Annotated in this window: 26 protein-coding genes; 10 read left to right on the top strand and 16 right to left on the bottom strand. The window is 42.4% G+C overall.

What is annotated here, in order from left to right; genetic code table 11:
- Positions 1–28: 28 nt before the first annotated feature.
- From ACFS5N_RS15730 to ACFS5N_RS15670, 13 genes are all read right to left on the bottom strand, one after another.
- Positions 29–769, bottom strand: a complete 741-nt coding sequence (locus ACFS5N_RS15730; protein WP_377187628.1) for an isoprenyl transferase — start codon at positions 767–769, stop codon at positions 29–31.
- Between the two features lie 190 nt (positions 770–959).
- The gene (gene porG, locus ACFS5N_RS15725; protein WP_377187625.1) at positions 960–1,733 is read right to left on the bottom strand and encodes a type IX secretion system protein PorG; all 774 of its coding nucleotides are present in this window, start codon (positions 1,731–1,733) and stop codon (positions 960–962) included.
- Positions 1,734–1,742: 9 nt separating this feature from the next.
- On the bottom strand, positions 1,743–2,624 hold the full coding sequence (locus tag ACFS5N_RS15720; RefSeq protein ID WP_377187622.1) for an NAD kinase: 882 nt from the start codon (positions 2,622–2,624) through the stop codon (positions 1,743–1,745).
- Positions 2,625–2,704: 80 nt separating this feature from the next.
- Positions 2,705–3,367 carry a CBS domain-containing protein gene (locus ACFS5N_RS15715; protein WP_377187619.1) on the bottom strand — a complete coding sequence of 221 codons (663 nt, stop codon included), beginning with the start codon at positions 3,365–3,367 and terminating at the stop codon, positions 2,705–2,707.
- 3 nt (positions 3,368–3,370) lie between these two features.
- Positions 3,371–4,132 (bottom strand): alpha/beta fold hydrolase, encoded by a 762-nt coding sequence (locus ACFS5N_RS15710; protein WP_377187616.1) that lies wholly within the window; start codon positions 4,130–4,132, stop codon positions 3,371–3,373.
- Between the two features lie 104 nt (positions 4,133–4,236).
- The gene (locus ACFS5N_RS15705) at positions 4,237–4,686 is read right to left on the bottom strand and encodes a GatB/YqeY domain-containing protein (RefSeq protein ID WP_377187613.1); all 450 of its coding nucleotides are present in this window, start codon (positions 4,684–4,686) and stop codon (positions 4,237–4,239) included.
- Positions 4,687–4,835: 149 nt separating this feature from the next.
- Positions 4,836–5,594, bottom strand: coding sequence for an SDR family oxidoreductase (locus tag ACFS5N_RS15700; protein ID WP_377187611.1), 759 nt, complete (start codon positions 5,592–5,594; stop codon positions 4,836–4,838).
- A 76-nt stretch (positions 5,595–5,670) separates the two neighbouring features.
- Positions 5,671–6,402 (bottom strand): type IX secretion/gliding motility protein PorT/SprT, encoded by a 732-nt coding sequence (gene porT, locus ACFS5N_RS15695; RefSeq protein WP_377187608.1) that lies wholly within the window; start codon positions 6,400–6,402, stop codon positions 5,671–5,673.
- The gene (gene ubiE, locus ACFS5N_RS15690; protein ID WP_377187605.1) at positions 6,399–7,130 is read right to left on the bottom strand and encodes a bifunctional demethylmenaquinone methyltransferase/2-methoxy-6-polyprenyl-1,4-benzoquinol methylase UbiE; all 732 of its coding nucleotides are present in this window, start codon (positions 7,128–7,130) and stop codon (positions 6,399–6,401) included. The genes porT and ubiE overlap by 4 nt, the downstream gene beginning before the upstream one ends.
- 209 nt (positions 7,131–7,339) lie before the next feature.
- Entirely contained in the window at positions 7,340–7,831 is a 492-nt protein-coding gene (locus ACFS5N_RS15685) for a GNAT family N-acetyltransferase (RefSeq protein WP_377187602.1), read from the bottom strand.
- Between the two features lie 4 nt (positions 7,832–7,835).
- Positions 7,836–8,339, bottom strand: coding sequence for a MarR family winged helix-turn-helix transcriptional regulator (locus ACFS5N_RS15680; RefSeq protein WP_377187599.1), 504 nt, complete (start codon positions 8,337–8,339; stop codon positions 7,836–7,838).
- Positions 8,340–8,346: 7 nt separating this feature from the next.
- Complete coding sequence (locus ACFS5N_RS15675; RefSeq protein WP_377187596.1) at positions 8,347–8,844, bottom strand: GNAT family N-acetyltransferase; 498 nt, start codon at positions 8,842–8,844, stop codon at positions 8,347–8,349.
- Between the two features lie 80 nt (positions 8,845–8,924).
- Complete coding sequence (locus ACFS5N_RS15670; RefSeq protein WP_377187593.1) at positions 8,925–9,419, bottom strand: VOC family protein; 495 nt, start codon at positions 9,417–9,419, stop codon at positions 8,925–8,927.
- 192 nt (positions 9,420–9,611) lie between these two features.
- Here ACFS5N_RS15670 and yihA point away from each other — a divergent pair, with 192 nt between their 5' ends.
- The 7 genes from yihA to ACFS5N_RS15635 all read left to right on the top strand — a co-directional run bounded on the left by yihA (position 9,612) and on the right by ACFS5N_RS15635 (position 15,924).
- A complete protein-coding gene (yihA, locus tag ACFS5N_RS15665; RefSeq protein ID WP_377187590.1) occupies positions 9,612–10,247 on the top strand; it encodes a ribosome biogenesis GTP-binding protein YihA/YsxC in 636 nt (211 codons plus the stop codon).
- A gap of 21 nt (positions 10,248–10,268) precedes the next feature.
- Positions 10,269–10,676: an endonuclease domain-containing protein gene (locus ACFS5N_RS15660; RefSeq protein ID WP_377187587.1), complete on the top strand. Its 408-nt coding sequence runs from the start codon at positions 10,269–10,271 to the stop codon at positions 10,674–10,676.
- A gap of 104 nt (positions 10,677–10,780) precedes the next feature.
- Positions 10,781–11,662 (top strand): UbiA-like polyprenyltransferase, encoded by an 882-nt coding sequence (locus ACFS5N_RS15655; RefSeq protein ID WP_377187584.1) that lies wholly within the window; start codon positions 10,781–10,783, stop codon positions 11,660–11,662.
- Between the two features lie 9 nt (positions 11,663–11,671).
- Positions 11,672–12,274 carry a Crp/Fnr family transcriptional regulator gene (locus ACFS5N_RS15650; protein ID WP_377187581.1) on the top strand — a complete coding sequence of 201 codons (603 nt, stop codon included), beginning with the start codon at positions 11,672–11,674 and terminating at the stop codon, positions 12,272–12,274.
- A gap of 95 nt (positions 12,275–12,369) precedes the next feature.
- A complete protein-coding gene (locus ACFS5N_RS15645; protein ID WP_377187578.1) occupies positions 12,370–13,296 on the top strand; it encodes an NAD-dependent epimerase/dehydratase family protein in 927 nt (308 codons plus the stop codon).
- 126 nt (positions 13,297–13,422) lie between these two features.
- A complete protein-coding gene (locus ACFS5N_RS15640; RefSeq protein ID WP_377187575.1) occupies positions 13,423–15,123 on the top strand; it encodes a M3 family oligoendopeptidase in 1,701 nt (566 codons plus the stop codon).
- A 144-nt stretch (positions 15,124–15,267) separates the two neighbouring features.
- Complete coding sequence (locus tag ACFS5N_RS15635; protein ID WP_377187572.1) at positions 15,268–15,924, top strand: hypothetical protein; 657 nt, start codon at positions 15,268–15,270, stop codon at positions 15,922–15,924.
- A 62-nt stretch (positions 15,925–15,986) separates the two neighbouring features.
- On the opposite strand, the gene ACFS5N_RS15630 is transcribed toward ACFS5N_RS15635, so the two are convergent.
- On the bottom strand, positions 15,987–16,649 hold the full coding sequence (locus tag ACFS5N_RS15630; protein WP_377187569.1) for a phosphatase PAP2 family protein: 663 nt from the start codon (positions 16,647–16,649) through the stop codon (positions 15,987–15,989).
- Between the two features lie 69 nt (positions 16,650–16,718).
- Here ACFS5N_RS15630 and ACFS5N_RS15625 point away from each other — a divergent pair, with 69 nt between their 5' ends.
- On the top strand, positions 16,719–18,425 hold the full coding sequence (locus tag ACFS5N_RS15625) for an amino acid permease (protein WP_377187567.1): 1,707 nt from the start codon (positions 16,719–16,721) through the stop codon (positions 18,423–18,425).
- Between the two features lie 59 nt (positions 18,426–18,484).
- Positions 18,485–18,739, top strand: a complete 255-nt coding sequence (locus ACFS5N_RS15620) for a SemiSWEET transporter (protein WP_377187564.1) — start codon at positions 18,485–18,487, stop codon at positions 18,737–18,739.
- 2 nt (positions 18,740–18,741) lie between these two features.
- Here the strand turns inward: ACFS5N_RS15620 and ACFS5N_RS15615 are convergent, their stop codons facing one another.
- On the bottom strand, positions 18,742–19,542 hold the full coding sequence (locus ACFS5N_RS15615; RefSeq protein WP_377187561.1) for a phosphatase PAP2 family protein: 801 nt from the start codon (positions 19,540–19,542) through the stop codon (positions 18,742–18,744).
- A 92-nt stretch (positions 19,543–19,634) separates the two neighbouring features.
- Positions 19,635–21,587: a KUP/HAK/KT family potassium transporter gene (locus ACFS5N_RS15610; protein ID WP_377187558.1), complete on the bottom strand. Its 1,953-nt coding sequence runs from the start codon at positions 21,585–21,587 to the stop codon at positions 19,635–19,637.
- Between the two features lie 203 nt (positions 21,588–21,790).
- On the opposite strand from ACFS5N_RS15610, the gene ACFS5N_RS15605 reads away from it, so the two are divergent.
- Complete coding sequence (locus ACFS5N_RS15605) at positions 21,791–22,285, top strand: T9SS type A sorting domain-containing protein (RefSeq protein WP_377187555.1); 495 nt, start codon at positions 21,791–21,793, stop codon at positions 22,283–22,285.
- The last annotated feature ends 100 nt before the right edge of the window (positions 22,286–22,385 follow it).

Raw genomic sequence — 22,385 nt, 5'->3', positions numbered from 1 at the left:
CAGTTGTTAAATTTTGTTAAAAGAAAAATTAGTTTACCTGCTCACTTGTCTTACCAAAACGGCGTTCGCGTTTTTGATAATCCAGGATAGCTTCAAACAGATCTTCTTTCCTGAAATCAGGCCACAGCTTTTTTGTAAAATACAGTTCGGCATAAGCAATCTGCCACAGCAGGTAATTGCTGATACGATACTCGCCGCTGGTTCTGATTAACAACTCCGGATCGGGCATATCTCCGGTATAAAGGTTTTGTCCAAAAAGGTCCTCGTTTATATCCTCAATATTAATTTGTCCTGACTTTACCTGCTGCGCAATACTTTTTGCGGCATGCACAATTTCACGACGTGAGCTATAGCTTAAAGCCAATGTCATAACCAAACCTGTGTTTGCTGATGTGGTTTTAATAGCATTTTGTAACTCGTCGTAACATTTTTTAGGAAGCATATCCAAATCGCCAATGGCATTTAAGCGCACATTTTTTTCCATAAAGTTTTTAATTTCTTTATGGATGGTGCTCACCATCAGCTCCATGATAGCCATAACCTCCAGCTTGGGGCGGTTCCAGTTCTCAGATGAAAAGGTGTAAAGTGTCAGGTATTTAACACCCAGATCAACGCCACCTTCAACTACATCTCTTACTGAAATTACGCCATTATGATGACCGAATATTCTTAATTTGCCTTTGTCTTTAGCCCATCTGCCATTACCATCCATTATTATGGCTATATGTTCAGGTAACCTCGACAAATCAATATTTTCCTTATAACTCATTTCCTATATTGGCAAATAAAAGCTGGTGTAGCTTTTTATAATGCCCAATTTTTCAGGTGACAAAGGTAAAACTTACTTTGTACTTTTTTAGTATGCAGTTGAAAAAGAAAGTTTATACAAAATGGCGCCAATTTTTTGCCTGAATGTTGATTGACAAAAGCTTAGCAATTCACCCGTTTTTTTACCAAAGCTACCGCTCGTAGTAGCACTTTTGGGTAATAAATGTATAGGATATAGAAAGCCCGGTGAAGAAATAAGTATCATGGAGCCGCAGGTCGCCGCGCTGAGTGCCGGGCCTGCCAATATGATTTATCGAAGGGTCAGACAGGGCAGCGGCGGTTGCTGACATCTTACTTCTATCAGGATAAATACCGCTTACATCGTCCAGGTAATCAGTATGAGCTATACGATAGCCCAGGTTAGCTGCCAGGGTCATCCTACCGGCTACATTATACTTAAAACCAATCCCAAACGGAACGGCTAAAGCTGTGTTTTTATAGGCTACGCCCCCGGTTTGGTAATCGCGTAGGTTATAGGTGTGCCCATTATAGGTTGTTTGGGGATTAAAATCAGTGTAAGCTACGCCAAACAATACGTAAGGCGTATAAATATTTTTTGAAACCGAGGGTACAAACTCCATAAAATTAAACTCGGCAGTTAAACTGCCTTCCAATAAACGGGTGGTAAAGCTTAAATTACGCAAACGGGTTTGCTGGTTGGATGAAAGACTATCAGCCGCACTAATTACGCCATAACTCACCCCTGCCCCTACTGAGATATAGCCATTAAAGTTATACCGGGCAAAAGCCCCTAAACCAACCCCGGAAACTTTAAACGGATTTTTTTGATTCAGATCGCCCATGTAACCGCTGCCGCCGCCAAAGGCGCCTATCTCCCAGGCCTGCGCCTTCAGATTAAGCGAAATGACGACCAGAAAGAAAGCTACAAGTAATGATCTTACCATTTGCCGCGGTTAGTAATTGCGGGCATCTAACCCCCACAATAATTTGTTTCTTAACGTTGATAAATAACTTTCATTATTTAAACGGATAAGATTAAGCTCAAAACTTGCCTTTTGCACCTTAAAGCGCATCGGCTTATCTATTACCTCAGTTTTTGAGTCGCACGACAAGATGTAATTGGCGCCTCGAGATTCAACCTCAAAAGAAAGCACACTGCTCTCAGGTAATACTATAGGCCTCACATTTAAATTGTGCGGCGAAACAGGCGTTACGACGATACTGTTTGACTCAGGAAAGATGATAGGCCCCCCGCAGCTTAGCGAGTAAGCCGTGGAGCCTGTTGCAGTTGCAATGATGATACCGTCGCCCCAGTAAGAGTTCAGAAACTCGCCGTCCAGGAACATGTTGGTGGTGATCATGGCAGAATCGTCGCGCTTATGGATAGTGATATCGTTCAACGCGAAATTGTCCATGCCCAGAATATTCATTTCAGACTCTACCATGAGCAGGCCGCGCGAGTCTAAAGTATATTGCTTATTAACCACCGCATGAATGGCCCCTGCAATATCGCTTTTATTAACGCTGGCCAAAAAACCAAGCCGGCCAAAATTGATACCGATAACCGGCACACATGAGTCACGGATCACACTCACCATATCCAGCAGCGTACCATCGCCGCCCAGTGTGATGAAGGCATCAATAAAACCTTTTATTTTGTCTCCATCGCCTAAAATATGGTATGGGGTCAGGTCGATTTTATCTTTTACATAATTAAATAGCTGTTGGTGGATATAAACATCAACCGAGTGCAGCGAGAGGCTGTCAAACACCTGCTGTATAAAAGGTATTACTGCCTGGTCATTAAACGGTCTGCCGTATACTGCTATTTTCATGGAGATTTTTTGAGTCGATAGACCATAGTCCATGGTCGATAGTATTTATTTCTTCAAAACTATGGTCTGTAGTCTATTGACTATAAGTTAAGATAATTCATCAGCGAAGCGTATCTGTCCATCGCGCCGTCATCGTGTTCGCTGTGGTTAAACGTTGCTTTTACGTCGTACTCGTAACGCAAAAACGTAGCTATAATGTTTGAAATGTCGGTTTTGTTTACTTTAAGGGTAACTTCCATGCGGGTTGAATCAGGGAAGGTACGTACATATGAGCTCAATATCTGCGCATTGTCTGATTCAACAATTTGTGACATGTGGGCAAGCGAATTGTTTTTGTTATTGATATCCAGAATAATGATACCGCCAGGCTGAGATACCGCCGTAATGGTAGCAAAATATTCGTTCATTTTATTGATCGGTATTAATCCCAGGTAATTCTTTTTGACATCAAGCACCGGCACAACGCTTAGCTGTTGCTCATAAAACAAACGGATCACATCATACACATGCTGATCTTCGCGCACATAAGGATTTACTAACGACAGGCCCAGCGCGCCAACTTGTGTTTGCTGATCCATTTCAGGCTGAATATCGCTTTCGGCCAGTAATCCCAAAAACTGATCCTCGTTCACAATAGGCAAATGCCGCACACGAAACTCCACCATACGGTCATGCACCGTCTGAAGTGTATCAGAGGTGTGCAATGGTGGTATTGCGTCAGCTATTAATTCGCCTGCATACATGTGTTATGCTCCTATTTTTTCTAAAAAACCTTTTAACAAACGATTAAACTCCTGCGGATGCTCCATCATGGCGGCATGCCCGCATTTATCTATCCAGTGCAGCTCCGAGTCTGGCAGCAGTTGATGAAATTCGTCAGCTACCTCGGGCGGCGTAATTTTATCATTTTTACCCCATATCAATGAAACCGGCATGTGTATTTTATGCAAGTCGTTTTTCATATTATGCCTGATGGCCGATTTAGCCATGGCCAGCAACCTGATCACACTATGACGGTCGTTAACTACTTTATAAACTTCGTCAACTAATTCAGGAGTAGCAACTTTTGGGTCGTAAAAAGTGTACTCCGTCTTTTCTTTTACAAACTCTCTGCTTTCTCTGCGCGGAAATGAGCCTCCGAAAGCATTTTCGTACAAACCTGAGCTGCCGCTTAACACCATAGCACGTAGTTTTTCAGGATGCGCCAAAGCGTAAATTAATGCTACGTGCCCACCTAACGAGTTACCTAGTAAAATAACGTTCTCCAGTTTTTTATACTTAATAAACTTATGTAAGTATTTAGATAACGTTTTAACCCCTGTAGTTATTACCGGCAGATCATAAACCGGCAGAAAAGGTAAAATAACACGATATTTGTGCCTGAACTCTTCGATGACCTCTTCCCAGTTGCTCAAACCGCCCATTAAACCATGCAGCAACAGCAACACTTGTCCTTCGCCCTCCTCGATGTAACTAAAACCATGTTCCTCTTTAGGCACGAAACTCATATAGATATTATGTATAAAGTTAATTATATAAGGCCCCTGGAGACCTGTTATTCGCTATAAAAATAGCTTATTGCAATTTACCTGCAACAAATTAAACAAATAATTTATGCTAACAGTTGTTTTACTACTTCTGAAATGGTCTTGCCATCAGCCTGTCCGGCCAGCTCTTTGTTGGCTATGCCCATAACCCGGCCCATGTCCTGCATACCGGTTGCGTTAATACGCGTCATCAGTTCCTGTACGTAGCCCTCTATTTCAAAACGGGTCATTTGCTGCGGCAGGTAAGGCTCTATAGTGGCAATTTCATTCATTTCGATCTGGTATAGATCATCGCGCCCTTGCGCCTTATAAATATCGGCCGACTCCTTACGCTGTTTTACCAGTTTCTGTAAAACTTTTATTTCAGCCTCATTGCTGATCTCTTCGGCAGCGCCCTTTTCAGTTTTAGCCAAAAGCAAGGCAGCTTTAATTGCGCGCAGGCCTTGTAAACGCTCGCTTTGTTTAGCCAGCATAGCCGCTTTGATATCCTGATCTATTTGTGTGATTAACGACATTTCTTTTTAAATGAGTGAGTATTGAATGAGTGATTGAGTGAATGTTATTCCGGATATCGGATGTTCGATTTCGGATTGCTATCTACTTCATTATCTATATAATCTATTGTTTCATCTGCACATTTGCACATCGCATATCTGCACATACCCTACTTACGAACAATATTCGATGCCGTAGCCTGTGCCGTTGGCATAATAAGCAGCTCGTTAATATTGACGTGCTTTGGGCGGGATACTACAAAGTATATCGTTTCGGCAATATCTTCGGCTACCAATGGTTCAAAACCATCATATACTTTTTTAGCGCGTTCCTTATCGCCGTGAAAACGTACTTCTGAAAATTCAGTTTCTACAGCCCCCGGATGTATAGCGGTTACCTTAATACCATGCTGTACCAAATCAATACGCATACCCTGACTAAGCGCGTCAACGGCATGTTTGGTTGCACAATACACATTGCCGTTCGGGTAAACTTCTTTACCGGCTATTGAGCCTAAATTAACGATATGCCCCTTACCATTCTCAACCATCCAGTTCGACACCACTTTGGTTACGTAAAGCAGCCCTTTAATGTTGGTATCAATCATGGTGTCCCAATCATCCAGACTGCCTTTTTGGATAGGATCCAGACCCTGACTCAGTCCGGCGTTATTAATCAGCACATCCACCTTTTTCCACTTAGCAGGCAATGCCTCAAAGTTTGCAGTAACCTGTTCGCGGTCGCGCACATCAAAGGCGCAGATGGCTACTTCGGTATTGTACTTTTTGTTAAGGTTTGCGGCCAGTTTTTCCAGTCGGTCGGCACGGCGGCCGGTCAAAATCAAATTATAGTTTTCGCGTGCAAACAGTTCTGCACAAGCCTCGCCAATGCCGGCGGTAGCCCCGGTTATTAATGCAATTTTAGCCATGGTATACTACAAATTCATCGCGAAATTAGGTTTTTTCGTCGGTAATTAAACAATTTATGCCCTATAAGCAGGTTGCTTATTCAAAATATAGGCTAAACATCAACGTGTGTAAACCCAATTTGTTTATGGGCGATGAATACGCATTGTTATCGTGCAGCATTACATCACCAAATGAATTTGATATTTTGATCTCCGGCGATAATTTAAAGAACTCGAAATAAATATCGCAACCTAAACCCGCCTCATACGAACCAAAGCCGCGAATGTTTTTCAAATGTTTATCTATAGGAGCCAAATTAGCGTCGGCGTTTGATTTGGTGCCGATGGCCTGTGTATACTTAATACCGCCCAAAATATATCCCCGGAAATCGCCGATACGGTCTGACTTGAGCTTTATTCCAAGCGGTAAATCAACCGAGGTTGACTGGACAGTTCTGCTGGTATTAAACGAGGCATTTGTGTAAGTGTAGTTAACTACCCTGTCGGCAAAAACCAAAGATGGCGTGGTGCGTACTTCCAGATGGTCGGTTATACGATACCGGTACAAAAAACCAACTGCAAAACCTACCGAATTGGGAGAACTGATGCTGTTTAAGGAATCGGCGACCTTCAGGCCTTCTTTGTCAATAAAAGGTTTGCGCCAGTCGGGGTTCTTATCAATCTTAAAATAACTGCTTACATAGCTAAAGCTAAAACCGAAGCTCTGTACAGACTGGTCTGCCCCGCCACCCCATTTAGGTACCGACTGTGCAAATAAATTACCGCAGCACAAAACCAGATTGACGACAAGCAGGTACCGTTTTATCATTTAATGCCCGTATAGATTGAACAAATACCAAACGCTAAAGGCCTGCATTTGGTATGCGTAAAGCCCACCTTATCCATCACCGCTATAAAATCCTTACCATCAGGAAAAGCGGCAACCGATTCAGGCAGGTACGAGTAAGCGCGCGAATCTTTCGAGAACAGCTTACCAATGCCCGGTGTGATATAGTTAAAGTAAAAATTATACAATTGCTTAATCGGGAACGCCTTTGGTTTTGAAAACTCCAATACTACCGCTTTGCCACCAGGTTTTAAAACACGGTTAATGTCGGCCAGTCCTTTTTCCAGGTTCTCAAAATTGCGGACGCCGTAAGCCACCGTTACTGCATCAAACTGAGCCGCGTCAAAAGGCAGGCCTTCCGAGTCGCCCAGCTTAACCTCAAACTTATCGCCCAGGTTACGTTTAGTTATTTTTTGCTTCGCGACGTCAAGCATCCCCTGCGAGATATCGACACCCACAATTTTATCCGGATTAAGAATGGACAATGCTTCAAAAGCAAAATCGCCGGTACCGGTAGCCACATCCAGGATTAGTTTCGGCTGATCTTTTTTCAGTTCATTGATCGCTTTTTTGCGCCAGATAATATCAATACCCAAAGACATGAAATGATTCAGAAAATCGTAGGTTTTAGAGATATTATTAAACATATCGGCCACCTGCTCTTTTTTGGTGCCCTGCTCCTGGCTGTACGGAATTACGGTTTTGCTCATAGTATTGTGGCAAAGATAGGGAATTGAAGATTGGTTATTAATGATTGAAGATTAGTTATTAAAGATTAAGGTAACCTACCTTCTTACGTTGTCATTCTGAGCATAGCGAAGAATCTTATTAAAGCGACATGTACAGCGCATAAGATTCTTCGCTACGCTCAGAATGACAGCTCTTTGTATTAACCGCTTCAGATTTTGAATTTTTACTTTTAACTTTTTAATTTTTTCACCATCCAAATAGTACAGGCAAAATGCCCCGAGTTACCCAGAGCATGATCTAACGATTCAAACCCAGTTTTACGATACAAACTTACTGCACTTGCCAGCTGTGGGAACGATTCTAAATACAAATGCGTGTAACCCAAATTAGCAGCCGCCTCAAAACACTTATTCATCAGCATTTTGCCGATGCCTTTGCCGCGGCTGGCCGGACTCAGGTATAGCTTTACCAGCTCAGCATAGCCGGCGGGCAGGCCTGCGGTTGGGTAAACACCGGAGCCACCCAGCATTACACCGTCCTGCTCGGCTATAAAATAGCAACTGCCAGGTGTGCGGTCAAACAATTCGAAAAGCGCATCGGTAGTTGGATCTGAGTAAACGGTGCCTTGTTTCGGCACATCAAACTCTTCTAACGATGCACGGATTATTTTGGCCAGTTCGACATTGTCGGCTGGTTGTATGGGGCGTAATGTAATAGACATATTTTTATTGATCTGCTGATTTTTCAGCCTGGTTAGCGGCCATTAAGCTAAGCGCGCGTTGGTAAAAGCTTTGTAATTCAAGCTGGTGCTCAACCTCCTCAATAGCCTTCATCAAATTATTTTTGGTATCGATAAGCGGGGTGGTTGCGGCTATCATCACCTCCCAAACAGGTTTCATCTGCTCAATCATGGCCTTGCCTTTTTCAGTTAGCTGGAGCAGGCGCTTACGCTCATCGGCCTTATCTTTAGTCGATTTGATGAACTTTAGCTTCTCAAGCTCCTTGAGCAAGCTAATAGTTGATGGGTGCGAGTAACCAATTTCATTAGCCAGCTCGACCACGCTTAACTGGCTTTTCATATGCAGTGTATACACCACCGGGAACCACTTAGGCTCAAAGTCGATACCGTGCGCTTTGTAAATTGCCAATCCGTCTTTACGCATGCGCTCGCTGAGACGCTGCAGCCTGGTGGCTATAGCTAATATACCCGATTGCTCAATTACACCCATATTGCTTTTAATTGTTCAAATGTAAATGATAAAACCTGTTGTCGGCCATCATGCGTGGGAAATATGGCGGAAAGTCTTTGATATCCGTCAATACAAAACCATTACGCTCATAAAAACGGTGGGCCGCCTTCAGCACCTCAACCGTACCCAGGTAAACATCGATTATCTGCCTGTCGCGGCAAAACTGCAGCAGCACTTCAAGTAATTGCTGTGCTACACCCAGCTCTTTGCCCCGGTATTCTTTCTTAACAAACATCTTACGCAGTGCGCCTGCATTGTTGCCCGTATTAATTAAGGCGATGGTACCAATAAGCTCCTCGCCCATAAAAGCGCCCAAAAAACACCCGCCTCCTTTGTGATAAAAATCCTCAATATCCAAAAGATCAGGCTGAGCATCAAGCGTTACAGGCACGTTGAATTCTATTTGCTGTATGGGCAAAATAATGTCGATGATCTGCCGGCAATACTCGTTAAAGATGGGCCGTATTGTTAAAGTATCTTCCATAAAAATATTTATAAAACAAATATACGTAGTTAACTACGTATATTTCGTAATTTCTTTTCTTTTTTAAGAGATAACTTTTATTAAGCTTCAGCGTTTAGTGCCAGCAAGCTCTCAACATCCAGGCGATGAGTAAACATTTTGATATCGCCATTAGCTTCACGCGGCCATTCATTCTGCGGGCGGTCCCAGTACAACTCAACACCGTTACCGTCAGGGTCATCCAGGTAAATCGCTTCAGATACGCCATGGTCTGACGCTCCGGTGATGGGGTATTTTGCTTGTATAAGTCGTTGTAAAATTACAGCCAGATCTTTGCGTTCAGGGTAAAGTATAGCGGTATGAAACAGACCCGGCGCGTAGCGTGGGGCCGGAGGAGCGCCCTTACTCTCCCAGGTATTAAGGCCAATATGATGATGATAGCCGCCAGCCGAGATAAACGCAGCCTGGTCGCCATACATTTGCATTTTTTCAAAGCCCAGTAATCCGCAGTAAAAATCAAGCGATTTTTGAAGGTCGCTCACTTTTAAGTGTACGTGACCGATACGGGTTTGAGCTGGTATTTTATAGTTATCCATTTTCGGGAAAGATTAGTTATTGAAGATTAAAGATCAGCAAAAATCAATAATACATGTTTAAACATGTAAATATAACTATATTTGCATAGTTTCATTAATATAGTGATAATGTTTACAAACGAATGATGGTCAAAAAAATTCAACCAATCTTCAATCTTCAATCACTAATCTTAAATAAACTATCTTTGCAAAATGGTAATCAAATCGGCCGAATTTATTTGCAGCAACAGCCAGGTATCTAAACTGCCGCCACCGGTAATGCCGGAGTATGCTTTCATTGGGCGGTCAAACGTGGGCAAGTCGTCGCTGATCAATATGCTTACCGGCAAAAAGGGTCTGGCCAAAACTTCGCAAACACCGGGCAAAACCCAACTGATCAATCACTTTTTGGTGAACGACAGCTGGTATATTGTCGACTTGCCGGGCTATGGCTACGCGCGGGTATCCAAAAGTAAAAAGGAAGACTGGAACAAATTCATCCAAACCTACCTTGACAAGCGCGAGAGCCTGCAATGCGTGATGGTGCTGATCGACAGTCGGCTCGACCCGCAAAAAATCGATCTGGAGTTTTGCAACTGGCTTGGCGAAAAAGGGCTGGCTTTTGTACTGGTATTTACCAAGGCGGACAAGCAATCGCCCACAAAAACCGCGCAAAGCGTTGCCAAGTTTAAACGTGCGCTTTTAACGACGTTTGACGAGGTACCTGAGTGCTTTATAACGTCGTCTGAAGAACACTTAGGTAAGGATGAGGTGCTCAATTTCATTAATGAGATCAACGCCGGGTTTGAGGTGCCGCCATTTTTTGGTTCCCCTCTTGAGAGGGGTTAGGGGTGTGTTACGACGCAAGCTATGACGCGCAAAATCATTCCATACAAACCTTATCTAAAAGAGTTAGCTCGACAACTTCGGAATGACAGCACTTTAAGTGAAGTGTTATTGTGGAACGAGTTAAAGAATAAAAAATATTTCGGATATGATTTTCAACGCCAGAAACCGTTATTGGATTATATAGTCGATTTTTACTGCAATGAATTAGATTTGGTGATCGAAATTGATGGTCAATATCACAATAGTGAAGAAAAATATTCACTAGATCAGAATCGGGATAAAAAACTTGCAGAATATTATTTAACCGTAATACGCTTTACGGAATGGGAAGTGCGAAAAGATATGCTGAATGTATTAAGGACAATAGAAAAGCATATAGTAGAACACACCCCTAACCCCTCTCAAGAGGGGAACCACAGCGTATCGTAGTATTAACGTAATTATCAATTAAAAAAGCTTCCCCTCTTGAGAGCGGGAGCGGCCGAAAGTTCGGCGGGAAGGGTGTGTTTCGCCCATAAATAAAGTATAAACACATGAAAAAATATCTATCGTTAGTAACTTTCTCACATACCATATTCGCTATGCCATTTGCCTTTATAGGCTTCTTTTTGGCAGTGACTACTACTACTTACACCTTCGAGTGGCAAAAGCTGCTGATGATGGTGCTGTGCATGGTTTTCGCGCGAAACTCGGCCATGGCATTTAACCGCTACCTTGACCGCGACATTGATGCCAAAAACCCACGAACCAAAGTGCGTGATATTCCTGCGGGACGTATCACAGCTACATCGGCTTTGATATTTGCTTTGGCTAATTGCGCCTTATTTGTTATTACTACCTGGTTCATTAATCCCATTTGCTTTTATCTGTCTCCGGTGGCTTTGCTGGTAGTATTGGGTTATAGCGCAACCAAACGTTTTACTGCGCTTTGCCATTTGGTGTTAGGGCTGGGTTTGTCGCTGGCCCCTATCGGCGCTTATTTGGTGGTGACGGGGCATTTTGATTTGCTGCCAATATTTTTCTCGCTGGCTGTATTGTGCTGGGTAAGCGGTTTTGATATCATTTACGCTTTGCAGGATGAAGATTTTGACCGTACCGAAAAACTGCATTCCATTCCGGCTTATTTGGGGAAAGTAAACGCACTACGCTTGTCAACGTTTCTTCATGTGCTATCAGCAACATTTATCATAATGCCAGTATTCTTTACAACTGTAGGCTTATTGTATTATATAGGTATCATATTTTTTTGTGTGATGCTGACCTACCAGCATCTGCTGGTAAAACCTAACGACTTAAGCCGGGTGAACTTTGCTTTCATGACCACTAATGGCATTGCCAGCGTGGTTTTTGCGACTTTATTTTTGTTAGACAGGGTGCTGCTACCTCATGGATTAATCCTCGGCATAAGACTTTAATCTATCATTATGGATACACCGGCCGCTTTATACGCATTCAGAACAACAATCGAAAAGTTCGTTGTCTTTAATGAAGCCGAGTGGATTGTCTTTACTCAACACCTAACTTTCAGCACACTTAAAAAGAAACAGTATTTTGCAGAATATGGCAAGGTGTGCGACAAGTTCGGCTTCATCGTCACCGGATCTGTACGATATTTCCATGTCAAGGACGGTGTAGATATTACCGGCTACTTCAGCTTCGAAAACGAGTTTGTGAGCTCATATAAAAGTTATTTGACCGAAGAACCTGCCATTAACTACGTACAGGCTTTAGAAGATACCCGCCTTATCACCATCAGTAAAAAGAATATGGAGGCTATGCTCAGCAATCCGCTGCTGGCTTACAAAATGGAGCGCTTTGGTCGTTTAATAGCTGAATACTACTTGTGCTGCTATGAAGACCGCGTAACCTCTTTTATTACCCAATCGCCAGAAGAAAGATATCTGCAGCTCATCAGTACTGGTCGCGAGATATTGCAGAGAATGCCGCAGCATTACATAGCCAACTTTTTGGGTATAACACCTGTGTCGCTATCGCGTATACGCCGCAGGTTGCTCGTACATAAATAATTCATATCCTAAATCTCTCAAAATCTTATCTTAAGATAACGTTTTGGGCGTCAGTGCCGGTCTACCTTTGTTTCAACAATAAAACAAGAAAGACCATGCATACTATACTAGGAGCCGGCGGACCGGTAGCAAACGCACTAACCGTCGAATTATTAAACCATAATGAAACCATTCGCCTGATAAGCCGTCGCCCGTCAAAATTTAGCGGCGACAAGCTGACCTGGCAAAAAGCCGATCTGTTAAACTATCCCGAACTATCCGCAGCAGCCAAAGGCTCGACCGTGATTTATTTGTGCGCAGGCTTGGTTTACAATAAAGAGGTCTGGAAGCAGCAATGGCCCGTACTCATGCACAATGTTATCGCGGTAGCAAAAGAAAATAACGCCCGATTGATATTTTTCGATAACGTATACATGTACGGCCTTGTCGAAGGGCCAATGAAGGAAGATACCCCTTACAAACCGAGCAGTGTGAAAGGCCATATCCGTGCAGGTATTGCGGAAATGCTGATGAGCGAGGTTAAAGCAGGCAACCTGCGCGCCAGCATAGCCCGTGCCGCCGATTTTTATGGTACTGATAGTGGCAACGCTTTTTTAGATATGATGGTGCTGAGCAAATATGCCAAAAAACTATCTGCACAATGGATGGGCAACCCCAAGTGTCTGCATAGCTTTAGTTATATAGCTGACATGGGCAAAGCTATGTATATACTGGGCCAAAACCCTGACAGCGATAACCAAATTTGGCACCTGCCTACCGCCCCTGCCCTAACCGGTATAGAAATAATAGAACTGGCAGCATCTACCTACGGTGTTAAACCTAAATACATGCGTATTAACAAGCTGATGTTGTTTTTGCTGGGTCTGTTCAACAAGCTGATTATGGGTACCGTGGAGATGTATTACCAATGCGACCACAATTACATTTTTGACAGCAGTAAGTTTGAAAAAGCCTTCAATTTTAAACCCACCAGCTACAAGGACGGTATTAAATATCTGTCGGAGACTTTGTATAAAGGGTAAATATCGTCCGTCATTTGATGTGTTTGCGATTTTATCCTTGGCCAAAAACTAATTTTACAATCCTCCGTTTTTAGACGTGCTTAAAATTTGCACATTTGTATATCTGCATATTTACACATCAAAAAAATGATCCACAAAAAGACAAGAACATATATCCCGGCCGATCTTGAGATAAAATGGGAAACGCTGGAACCTATTTACAAAGAACTTTTAGAGCGCCCGATTAACTCGTCTGACGAGTTGGTACAATGGATGCATGACCGCAGCGAAATTGAAGCTGCACTGGAAGAAGACTTTGCCTGGCGCTACATACGTATGACCTGCGATACAGCCAGTGAACAACTATTGGCCGATTTCCAATATTTCGCCACCGAGATTGAGCCTAAAATTGCGCCTTACAGCAATGATTTAAACAAAAAACTAGTGGCCAGCGACTACCTGGACCAATTGGATAAAGACAAATACTTTGTTTACCTGCGCGGTGTTAAAAAAGCGTTAGAGCTGTTTCGCGAAGAGAACATACCGATACAAACTGAAATACAGGTTGAGCAGCAAAAATACCAGTCTATCAGCGGCTCGCTATCGGTTGAAATTGACGGTAAAGAGTATACTTTAGAACAGGCAGCGGTATTTTTAAAGGGTACAGACCGTACCAAACGCGAAGAGGTATGGAGAAAGATAACCGATCGTCGCTTACAGGAGAAAGAAAAGCTTGATGAACTGTTTGATCTGCTGCGCAAACTGCGTCATCAGGTGGCGGTAAACGCCGGTTTCGAAAACTATCGCGATTATAAATTCCAGGAGCTGGGCCGTTTTGACTATACACCTCAGGATTGCTATACTTTCCATGAAGCTATTGAGTTGGAGATCGTTCCCATCTTGCGTGAACAAGCTGAAGAGCGTAAAAAAGCTTTAGACGTCGGCGCCCTTCGCCCTTGGGATATGGACGTAAATCCGTCAGGCAAGCCGGCTTTAAAACCATTTAATAACGGTGAAGAACTGATTGAGAAATCAATTCAATGTTTCCGTAACATCAACAGCTACCTTGGCGAGCGTCTGGAGATTATGAAGGATAATAACCTGTTTGATGTTGAAAGTCGCAAAGGTAAAGCGCCGGGTGGTTACAATTATCCGCTGTCTGAAACCGGCGCACCTTTTATATTTATGAATTCGGCCAACACATTCCGTGATCTGACTACTATGGTACATGAGGGCGGCCATGCGGTACATACCTTTCTAACGGCTGATCTTGAACTAAACGATTTCAAACATTGCCCGTCAGAAGTAGCCGAGTTGGCCTCAATGTCGATGGAGTTGATCTCAATGGATAACTGGGGTGTTTTTTTTGACAATGAAGAAGATATGAAACGCGCCAAGAAAGACCAGCTGATTGACGTTTTGAAAACACTGCCCTGGGTAGCCGTTGTTGATCAATTCCAACACTGGATCTACACCAATCCGGATCATAGCGCTGCCGAGCGTTCAGAAGCCTGGTTGAAGATATTTGAACCATTTGGCGCCAACTTTGCCGATTGGAGCGGGCTTGAAACTGCTGAGGCAAACTTATGGCAAAAGCAGCTGCATATTTTTGAGATCCCATTCTATTACATTGAATATGGTTTTGCGCAATTAGGCGCTATAGCGGTATACAAAAATTATAAAGAAAACCCGGAGAAAGCTTTGGATCAATACCTCAGTGCCCTAAAATTAGGTTACACCAAGACCATTAAAGAAATTTATGAGGCTGCGGGTATTCAGTTTGATTTCAGCGCAGATTACGTTAAAGAATTAGCCGCTTTTATTAAAGCTGAAATTGACAAACTGTAATGTAAAATTAGCTGTTTATCAGTAAAATATCATTTTAGACGGCAAGTACGGCACAGCTTTTAAAGCTATGCCGTACTTGTCTATGCTAGTGTCATAAAGCCGTTGTAACAGCCATTTTGGTACGGTTTTAGGGGCAGTAGTGGTATGAAAAAGATATTTTTAATCTCTGCAGCATTCATGTTATCTGCTTTTGCCGGCTTTAGCCAGGATTTAAAACCGGTGGCAATTGATAGCTCTGTTACAGTGTCATTGCCTGAAGCTTATAAAAAAACCGATACACTCGGCCAGCAGATATACTCATCAAATGCGCCATTGGGTTACGTGGTAGTTCTGCGTACTGCCAATGCAAAAAACACTCCGCCGTTAAAACATGAACGCGACCTGGACAAGGTACTTTCAGATAATGTAAAAAACATACAATCTGAAAACAACTACGCCAGCGCCCAATTTGTAAGGGATACCACTATTGGCAAACTCAAAGCCAAAACTTTCACCTTACAAACTGACAATGGGGGCGGCGATATACAGCTTAGAAATATTGTGTTGCTGTACACTAATGCAGCCACTTATATTTTTGAATACGCTTATCCCAATGCGCGGAAAGAAATGGTAGCCGGCGAATATAAAACTTTTGTAAGCTCTATTAAACTGGCACCTACTTTAGACCGACATGACCAATATTTGTCAAACTCAAAAGGTTTTCCGACAACGTTGGTAATTGTTGCTTTGGGCGTAATTATGCTGATAATAATAGGGGTTTTCTGGTATCGTCAGCGTCAACGAAATTTGGAATTGGAATAAAGGTGAATGTATGAATTTGCCCCGCCATTATGGTGGGGCTTTTTTGTACAAGCGGCAAACAATTATCTATTCTTCAGCAATCCCTTTTCCCACTTCAACGATTTGAGGAACTTTCGATTATCGACCCACCACAACCACATTACGGTAACTACCACCCCTATAACAGACCCTGCTGTAACATCCTCAAAAAAATGCTGGCTCAAATACATACGTGAATAGCCTACAATAACTGCAAGCAGCAGCAACGGTAAGCCCCAAAACTTATTTTTTACCCAGTAAGCTATAACAACGGTTGTAGAAAATGCGGTAATGGTGTGCCCTGACGGAAAGCTATGATAACTTAGCTGGTTGATACCGCTTACAAAATGTATGCGACTTAGCTGATCATGAAAATACAATTTAGGTCTGGGCGCATCAAATAAATACTTTAGCGATTGAGCGACAAGCCCTGAACTTAGTGCATAGCTGCCTGCCAGGACAAAAGCCTTTCGATAATTAAACAGCAGCAAAATTAGTGTGAGGCCTATCGTCGTGAAGCCATCACCTATGTCAGTAATGTATTGGGCTATCGAATCGGCCCAGGGCCAATTGCGGGCATTTATGGCAAAAAAAATCTCTTCGCGGGTATAACTTAACTTAATGATGAGGCAAATGGCTATCAGTATCAGATAGGGTATAAAAAAGAATCTTACTTTGTATAAAACGTCCTTTATTCCGATATTCATGGGTGCAAAGTAAGCATATCCTAACAAAAAAATGGTTATGTTTGATAGCTTTGCAGCAAATAAAGAAGAATGTCAAAAGGTATATTTCGTAAAAAATCAATCAGTAAAATATTAGATGACGTTGCCTGTGGGTTTGGTGATGGCGAACATGGCGGCGGCGGCTCGCAGCTTAAAAAAGAATTAAATGTTCGTGATTTAACCCTCATGGGTATTGCGGCAGTTGTAGGCGCCGGCATTTTCTCAACTATCGGCGAAGCATCATTTTACGGAGGGCCCGCAGTAAGCTTCTTATTTATCATCACTGCCATTACCTGCGGATTTTCAGCGTTGTGCTATGCAGAGTTCGCGGCACGTATACCGGTTGCGGGCAGCGCCTATACTTACGCCTATGCTTCATTCGGCGAATTGATTGCCTGGATTATTGGCTGGGACTTGTTGATGGAATATGCCATAGGCAACATTGCAGTGGCTATATCCTGGAGTGGCTATTTTTTAAACCTATTGGAAGGCTTTGGTATTCATGTGCCTGAATATCTGACCATGGATTATTACTCGGCCTTTAAAGCGCATGAACAGGTTCAGCAATTAACCGCCAGCCATAACCTTTCGCAAATAACCGAGACTATGAAAGCCGGTGCAACTGCGTGGGCCAATGCCCCTGGTTTAGGTGATTTCAGGCTGATAGCCAATATTCCGGCGCTGTTAATTGTGGTGATCATTACTTACCTGGTGTACGTAGGAATCCGCGAAACCAAGCGTGCTACCAATGCTATGGTGTATTTAAAAATAGCTGTAATATTAGCGGTTATTGTAATTGGTTTTTTCTACATAACCCCGGCTAACTGGCACCCATTTATGCCAAATGGCTTTAGCGGAGTGATGAAGGGCGTATCGGGTGTTTTCTTCGCTTATATTGGGTTCGACGCCATATCGACAACAGCCGAAGAATGCGAAAACCCACAACGCGACTTACCGCGTGGCATGGTTTACTCATTGATAATCTGCACAATTTTATACGTGTTAGTAGCCCTGGTGCTTACCGGTATGGTAAACTATAAAGACCTTCAGGTTGCCGACCCGCTGGCGTTTGTATTTGGTAAAGTTGGCTTAAATAAAATTAGTTACGTAATATCTGTTAGCGCAGTTATTGCCACCGCCAGTGTGTTATTAATCTTCCAACTGGGTCAGCCCAGAATCTGGATGAGTATGAGCCGTGATGGTTTGCTTCCAAAAGCATTTTCGCGCATTCACCCTAAATATCATACGCCATCATTCTCTACGATAATTACGGGTATTGTAGTGGCAGTTCCGGCGTTATTTATGAATCTTACTGAGGTTACCGACCTAACAAGCATCGGCACCTTGTTTGCCTTTGTATTGGTATGCGGCGGCGTACTGTTATTACCTCACGAAGCTGAGCATAAAGGCCGGTTCAAACTGCCTTATATCAATGGTAAATTCATTGTACCTGTACTATTCATTGCGGATATGATCGCTTTCTGGAAACCGATGCTTGAGTTATTTTCAGCCGAAAACGCGCATGAAAATTTTCCGATGTTTTTGTTTATCATTCTGGCAGCGGTGTTAACTATCATGGTGTTTATCAAAAACTTATCGCTGATACCTGTTCTGGGCCTGATGAGCTGCTTTTATTTGATGACTCAATTAGGTTATACCAACTGGTTACGCTTCCTGATTTGGTTGGTGTTGGGCTTAGTTATCTATTTCACTTACAGCTATAAAAACAGCCGGCTGGGTAAAGAAGTTAAATATTAAATACTTAGTGTATATTTAACACTTTGTTATTTATATTTGCAAACCCTAATATCCACACAATGAGTTATATCGAAATTATAGGTTTTTTAGCCGCTTTTTGCACCACTATCTCATTTTTGCCTCAAGCTGTAAAAACAATTCGCACAAAAAACACAACGGGCATATCGTTATCAATGTATGTTGTATTTACTGTAGGCACTTTTTTATGGTTGTTATATGGCATAATGTACCACAGCGCACCGGTAGCGGCTGCCAACCTGGTTACCTTTATATTTGCCGGCACTATTCTTATTTACAAAATTCGCTATAAATAAACTTATAATCGCATAGCTAATGAAAGGCCGGGCACGCCGTCCTGATAAGACGGCATCAAGGTAGCTGTTCTCCCTGTCTTTTGATCGGTATGTGTTAGCAGGTTGCGGATATGAGGGTAAATAAAATAAGCCGCTTTTGTTGATAGCATACCAATACCGGCACCCGCCACGGTATCGCTAAACCAATGGTCGCGGTTACCTATCCTGAAAACACCTGTCAACGTAGCGACAGTATAGCCCGCTACACCATACCACACAGATTTACCTGAAAACTCCTGCGCTAAAAATTCAGCGCCCATAAATGCTGTCCCGGTATGCCCGGATGGGAATGACATTGTATTTTCGCCATTTGGCCGTAAACGATGTGTGGTTTTTTTGATTATGCCGGTACTACCGCCAAATATAACGGCCGAAAGACCCAGCAGGGCTGTTCGGTCAACAAATCTGTTCTTTCCTTCAACCCCAGCCAAATTAAGTACATAAACCGCTGCTATAGGCGAAAACTGGAAATAACTTTCGGCAACAGAATGAAAAGTGGGGTATTTATCTTGTACCTCATTCCGGATGTAATAATCAAACCTGCGTATAGGATGTACCGGAAAGGATAAAGCACCATAAGTGATCAAAGCCAACGGCGGCACAAAAGCCAGGGCTTTACTGTGCAAATTGCGCACAGTGTCAGGCACAGTTAATATATCTTTCTTGATTGTATCGCCCAACTTTTTCTTAGCGGTATCTGGTACCGCCTGAGCGCTAACTTCTAATGATGTTAAAAATAGACAAGCAATTATTATATACTTCATGGCAGATAACATTAATACAGATCGAAACTATTGTTACAATCTGTATTAATATTGAAGTAATAATAACTTAACAAAAAAGTTTTAAGAAAATACTATCCGGGATAAATTCGGGTTATTTCTACGCTTTCAGGTGCAGCCAGCATCAGCGGCACTTTTTCAATAGTTACAAAACTTAAATCTAAACCAAAACCACGTTCTTCTGATAAACTTATCTTCTTCAGATAACCATAAAACGCCATAATGGCTTTTTCATAAAATGTAAGATTATGAGAGCGTGAAAGAACCTTTTCGATTACTACGAAGCGGAAGTCGCCCACAATTTTGTGTTTATGCAGCGACTCATATTTACTGGTGATGTCAACCTCACCGTTTTTAACCAGATCTTCAACTACCCGCCTGAATAACAGGTTAATTTGCTGCTCGATACGGAACCCTAATTTAAAGTCAATGCGAATAAGTTTATTCGGAACTAGCACATCAACCTCGTATTCTTTTTTATAAGGCTCGTCAACTACGTCAACGTGTACCAGCCAGTAAACGTCGGCACGCTTGGGCTGCTTTTGCAGTATCGAGTAAATAATTTTTGATTCAACCTCTGAGTTAAAGTTGGCGCTGGTAAGATAAACCAGTTGCGAGGCGTATTTTGGCACGGTATCGTCATCGCTTAATTCTTTGATGATATTGTAATAATCATCAATCTCGACGAACTTAACATATCGATTTCTGATTTTGCGGGCGGTGTGCCAGGTCCACATTACAGAGAACAGTATTGCACCGATAGATAGTGTAAACCAACCACCGTCAACAAACTTATTCAGGTTACCATAGAGGAAAGTTCCCTCAATCAAAATATAAATAACCAAAAAAGTGTTAACAATATAATTAGGCACCTTTTTGCGGCGCAGGAAACGCGATACCAGGATAGTGGTCATTAACATGGCCACAGTAATACTTAAACCGTAAGCAGCCTCCATTCGGTCTGAATGCTTAAACAACATTACCACACCGATACAACCGGCACACAAAAGCCAGTTAACACTTGACACGTAAAGCTGTCCTTTTTGCTCGCTCGGGTAATGAATTTTAACTTTCGGCCAAAGGTTTAAACGTACTGCCTCAGCAATCAGCGTAAACGAGCCTGAAATTAAGGCCTGACTGGCAATGATTGCTGCCACTGTAGCTATCCCGATACCGAAGATCAGGAACCATTCGGGCATGATTTTATAGAAAGGATTCTGCAAATTAAGATTAAGAACTTGCCCGCCGCGTTGTAATAACCATACGGCCTGGCCAAGATAATTCAAAATCAAACAGCTTTTAACGTATACCCAGCTAATTTGTATGTTTTTGCGGCCGCAATGGCCCAGGTCTGAATATAACGCTTCAGCACCTGTTGTACACAGAAATACCGCACCCAGAATAATAAATGCATGATATTCGCCACTGGTCAAAAGCTTAATGGCATAATATGGGTTCAAAGCACGGATAACGGTTGGATCTTGAACGATATAAGTGACCCCTAACACGCCCATCATAGTGAACCAGATAAACATAATAGGCCCGAATGCCTTACCTACTGTTGATGAACCAAACTGCTGTATGATAAACAAAGCACCAATAATGGCAATTACCACCGGCACGGTATGTAAGTGCGGGAACTGGGGCACCAAACCTTCTATAGCAGACGAAATAGTAATTGGAGGGGTAATGATACCATCGGCCAGCAAAGCGCAGCCTCCTACAATGGCCGGTATAATGAGCCATTTAGCTTTTCGCCTCACTAATGAAAATAATGAGAAAATCCCCCCTTCGCCCTTGTTATCGGCACGTAATGTAATAACTACGTATTTTAAAGTAGTTTGAAGCGTTAATGTCCAGACTATGCAAGACACGCCACCTAAAACAAGGGTATCTGTAATGTGCTGGCTGCCTACGATGGCTTTGAATACGTACAACGGAGAAGTACCGATATCTCCGTAAATGATTCCTAAACTGATGAGAAGGCCAGCGGCCGTCAGTTTTTGTAGATCTTTATGTTGCGACACTATCTTATCCTAATTGATAAAGGCACAAAAGTATTAAATTATTTGAGTTACAACTTAAATATTTACGCAAACGTATAATGAAATCTATTGTTAACCAGAAATTGGGCATTGTTAAAATTTGTTAAATTACACAATAATGCCCGAGACATTGTTTTTGATGAAAACATTATTTATACTTTTGTAGCTGAAAGTAACTATAAGGCATGAGGAGAACCTTTACTATTATTAATTCATGGATATTGACCTTTGCTATTGTGGCAACGTTCATGAATTATGCCTCAGCCAAGCCTGAAAAGCCTAAAGTAAGAGACACAATTAGCTATAGTTTACTCAAAAAGAAACCAAAAAAAACTTTATTGCCGGGGATGAGCCTTACCATTCCCCCTATCAAGCCAAATAGCACCTCAACTGTTCGGGTTGTTTTACCTACCGACAAGCTCTTAAGCAACGTTGAAGTATTTCCTAACCCCATAACCGATCAGATCAATCTTAAATACGTGATATCCCGCAACTCAAATGTAACTATCAAAATGGTAGATGTTTTGGGCAACGATGTCATGGTACTTTTTTCAAACCGTGTCGAGCCTGGCGAGCAGATACTTAACCGCTCTATCAGTAGTAAAATTAACCGGGGCTTCTACTTTATCCGTGTTGTTGCCGGCACTGAGTCTGTTATTAAGCGCATCTCTCTTTTGTAACATATGTGATTGTTTTCACATCGCTTAAATCAATAATTCATTTTTCCTTAACTTACGCCGCTGCGAATTATCTTCATTATTTCGCGCTAACGCTCATTAC

The sequence above is a fragment of the Mucilaginibacter ximonensis genome (assembly GCF_042686265.1).
GTDB lineage: Bacteria > Bacteroidota > Bacteroidia > Sphingobacteriales > Sphingobacteriaceae > Mucilaginibacter > Mucilaginibacter ximonensis.
This window is presented reverse-complemented; position numbering and strand designations above follow the sequence as displayed.

What these genes read in the sequence shown, in the direction of transcription:
- yihA (WP_377187590.1), top strand. Translation starts at nt 9,612, where the DNA reads ATGGTAATCAAATCGGCCGAATTTATTTGCAGCAACAGCCAGGTATCT.
- ACFS5N_RS15685 (WP_377187602.1), bottom strand. Translation starts at nt 7,831, where the DNA reads ATGTCTATTACATTACGCCCCATACAACCAGCCGACAATGTCGAACTG.
- ACFS5N_RS15730 (WP_377187628.1), bottom strand. Translation starts at nt 769, where the DNA reads ATGAGTTATAAGGAAAATATTGATTTGTCGAGGTTACCTGAACATATA.
- ACFS5N_RS15720 (WP_377187622.1), bottom strand. Translation starts at nt 2,624, where the DNA reads ATGAAAATAGCAGTATACGGCAGACCGTTTAATGACCAGGCAGTAATA.
- ACFS5N_RS15660 (WP_377187587.1), top strand. Translation starts at nt 10,269, where the DNA reads ATGACGCGCAAAATCATTCCATACAAACCTTATCTAAAAGAGTTAGCT.
- porG (WP_377187625.1), bottom strand. Translation starts at nt 1,733, where the DNA reads ATGGTAAGATCATTACTTGTAGCTTTCTTTCTGGTCGTCATTTCGCTT.
- ACFS5N_RS15700 (WP_377187611.1), bottom strand. Translation starts at nt 5,594, where the DNA reads ATGGCTAAAATTGCATTAATAACCGGGGCTACCGCCGGCATTGGCGAG.
- ACFS5N_RS15670 (WP_377187593.1), bottom strand. Translation starts at nt 9,419, where the DNA reads ATGGATAACTATAAAATACCAGCTCAAACCCGTATCGGTCACGTACAC.
- ACFS5N_RS15680 (WP_377187599.1), bottom strand. Translation starts at nt 8,339, where the DNA reads ATGGGTGTAATTGAGCAATCGGGTATATTAGCTATAGCCACCAGGCTG.
- ACFS5N_RS15655 (WP_377187584.1), top strand. Translation starts at nt 10,781, where the DNA reads ATGAAAAAATATCTATCGTTAGTAACTTTCTCACATACCATATTCGCT.
- ACFS5N_RS15705 (WP_377187613.1), bottom strand. Translation starts at nt 4,686, where the DNA reads ATGTCGTTAATCACACAAATAGATCAGGATATCAAAGCGGCTATGCTG.
- ACFS5N_RS15630 (WP_377187569.1), bottom strand. Translation starts at nt 16,649, where the DNA reads ATGAATATCGGAATAAAGGACGTTTTATACAAAGTAAGATTCTTTTTT.
- ACFS5N_RS15675 (WP_377187596.1), bottom strand. Translation starts at nt 8,844, where the DNA reads ATGGAAGATACTTTAACAATACGGCCCATCTTTAACGAGTATTGCCGG.
- ACFS5N_RS15615 (WP_377187561.1), bottom strand. Translation starts at nt 19,542, where the DNA reads ATGAAGTATATAATAATTGCTTGTCTATTTTTAACATCATTAGAAGTT.
- ACFS5N_RS15635 (WP_377187572.1), top strand. Translation starts at nt 15,268, where the DNA reads ATGAAAAAGATATTTTTAATCTCTGCAGCATTCATGTTATCTGCTTTT.
- ACFS5N_RS15640 (WP_377187575.1), top strand. Translation starts at nt 13,423, where the DNA reads ATGATCCACAAAAAGACAAGAACATATATCCCGGCCGATCTTGAGATA.
- ACFS5N_RS15645 (WP_377187578.1), top strand. Translation starts at nt 12,370, where the DNA reads ATGCATACTATACTAGGAGCCGGCGGACCGGTAGCAAACGCACTAACC.
- ACFS5N_RS15650 (WP_377187581.1), top strand. Translation starts at nt 11,672, where the DNA reads ATGGATACACCGGCCGCTTTATACGCATTCAGAACAACAATCGAAAAG.
- ACFS5N_RS15620 (WP_377187564.1), top strand. Translation starts at nt 18,485, where the DNA reads ATGAGTTATATCGAAATTATAGGTTTTTTAGCCGCTTTTTGCACCACT.
- ACFS5N_RS15710 (WP_377187616.1), bottom strand. Translation starts at nt 4,132, where the DNA reads ATGAGTTTCGTGCCTAAAGAGGAACATGGTTTTAGTTACATCGAGGAG.
- ACFS5N_RS15625 (WP_377187567.1), top strand. Translation starts at nt 16,719, where the DNA reads ATGTCAAAAGGTATATTTCGTAAAAAATCAATCAGTAAAATATTAGAT.
- ACFS5N_RS15605 (WP_377187555.1), top strand. Translation starts at nt 21,791, where the DNA reads ATGAGGAGAACCTTTACTATTATTAATTCATGGATATTGACCTTTGCT.
- porT (WP_377187608.1), bottom strand. Translation starts at nt 6,402, where the DNA reads ATGATAAAACGGTACCTGCTTGTCGTCAATCTGGTTTTGTGCTGCGGT.
- ACFS5N_RS15715 (WP_377187619.1), bottom strand. Translation starts at nt 3,367, where the DNA reads ATGTATGCAGGCGAATTAATAGCTGACGCAATACCACCATTGCACACC.
- ubiE (WP_377187605.1), bottom strand. Translation starts at nt 7,130, where the DNA reads ATGAGCAAAACCGTAATTCCGTACAGCCAGGAGCAGGGCACCAAAAAA.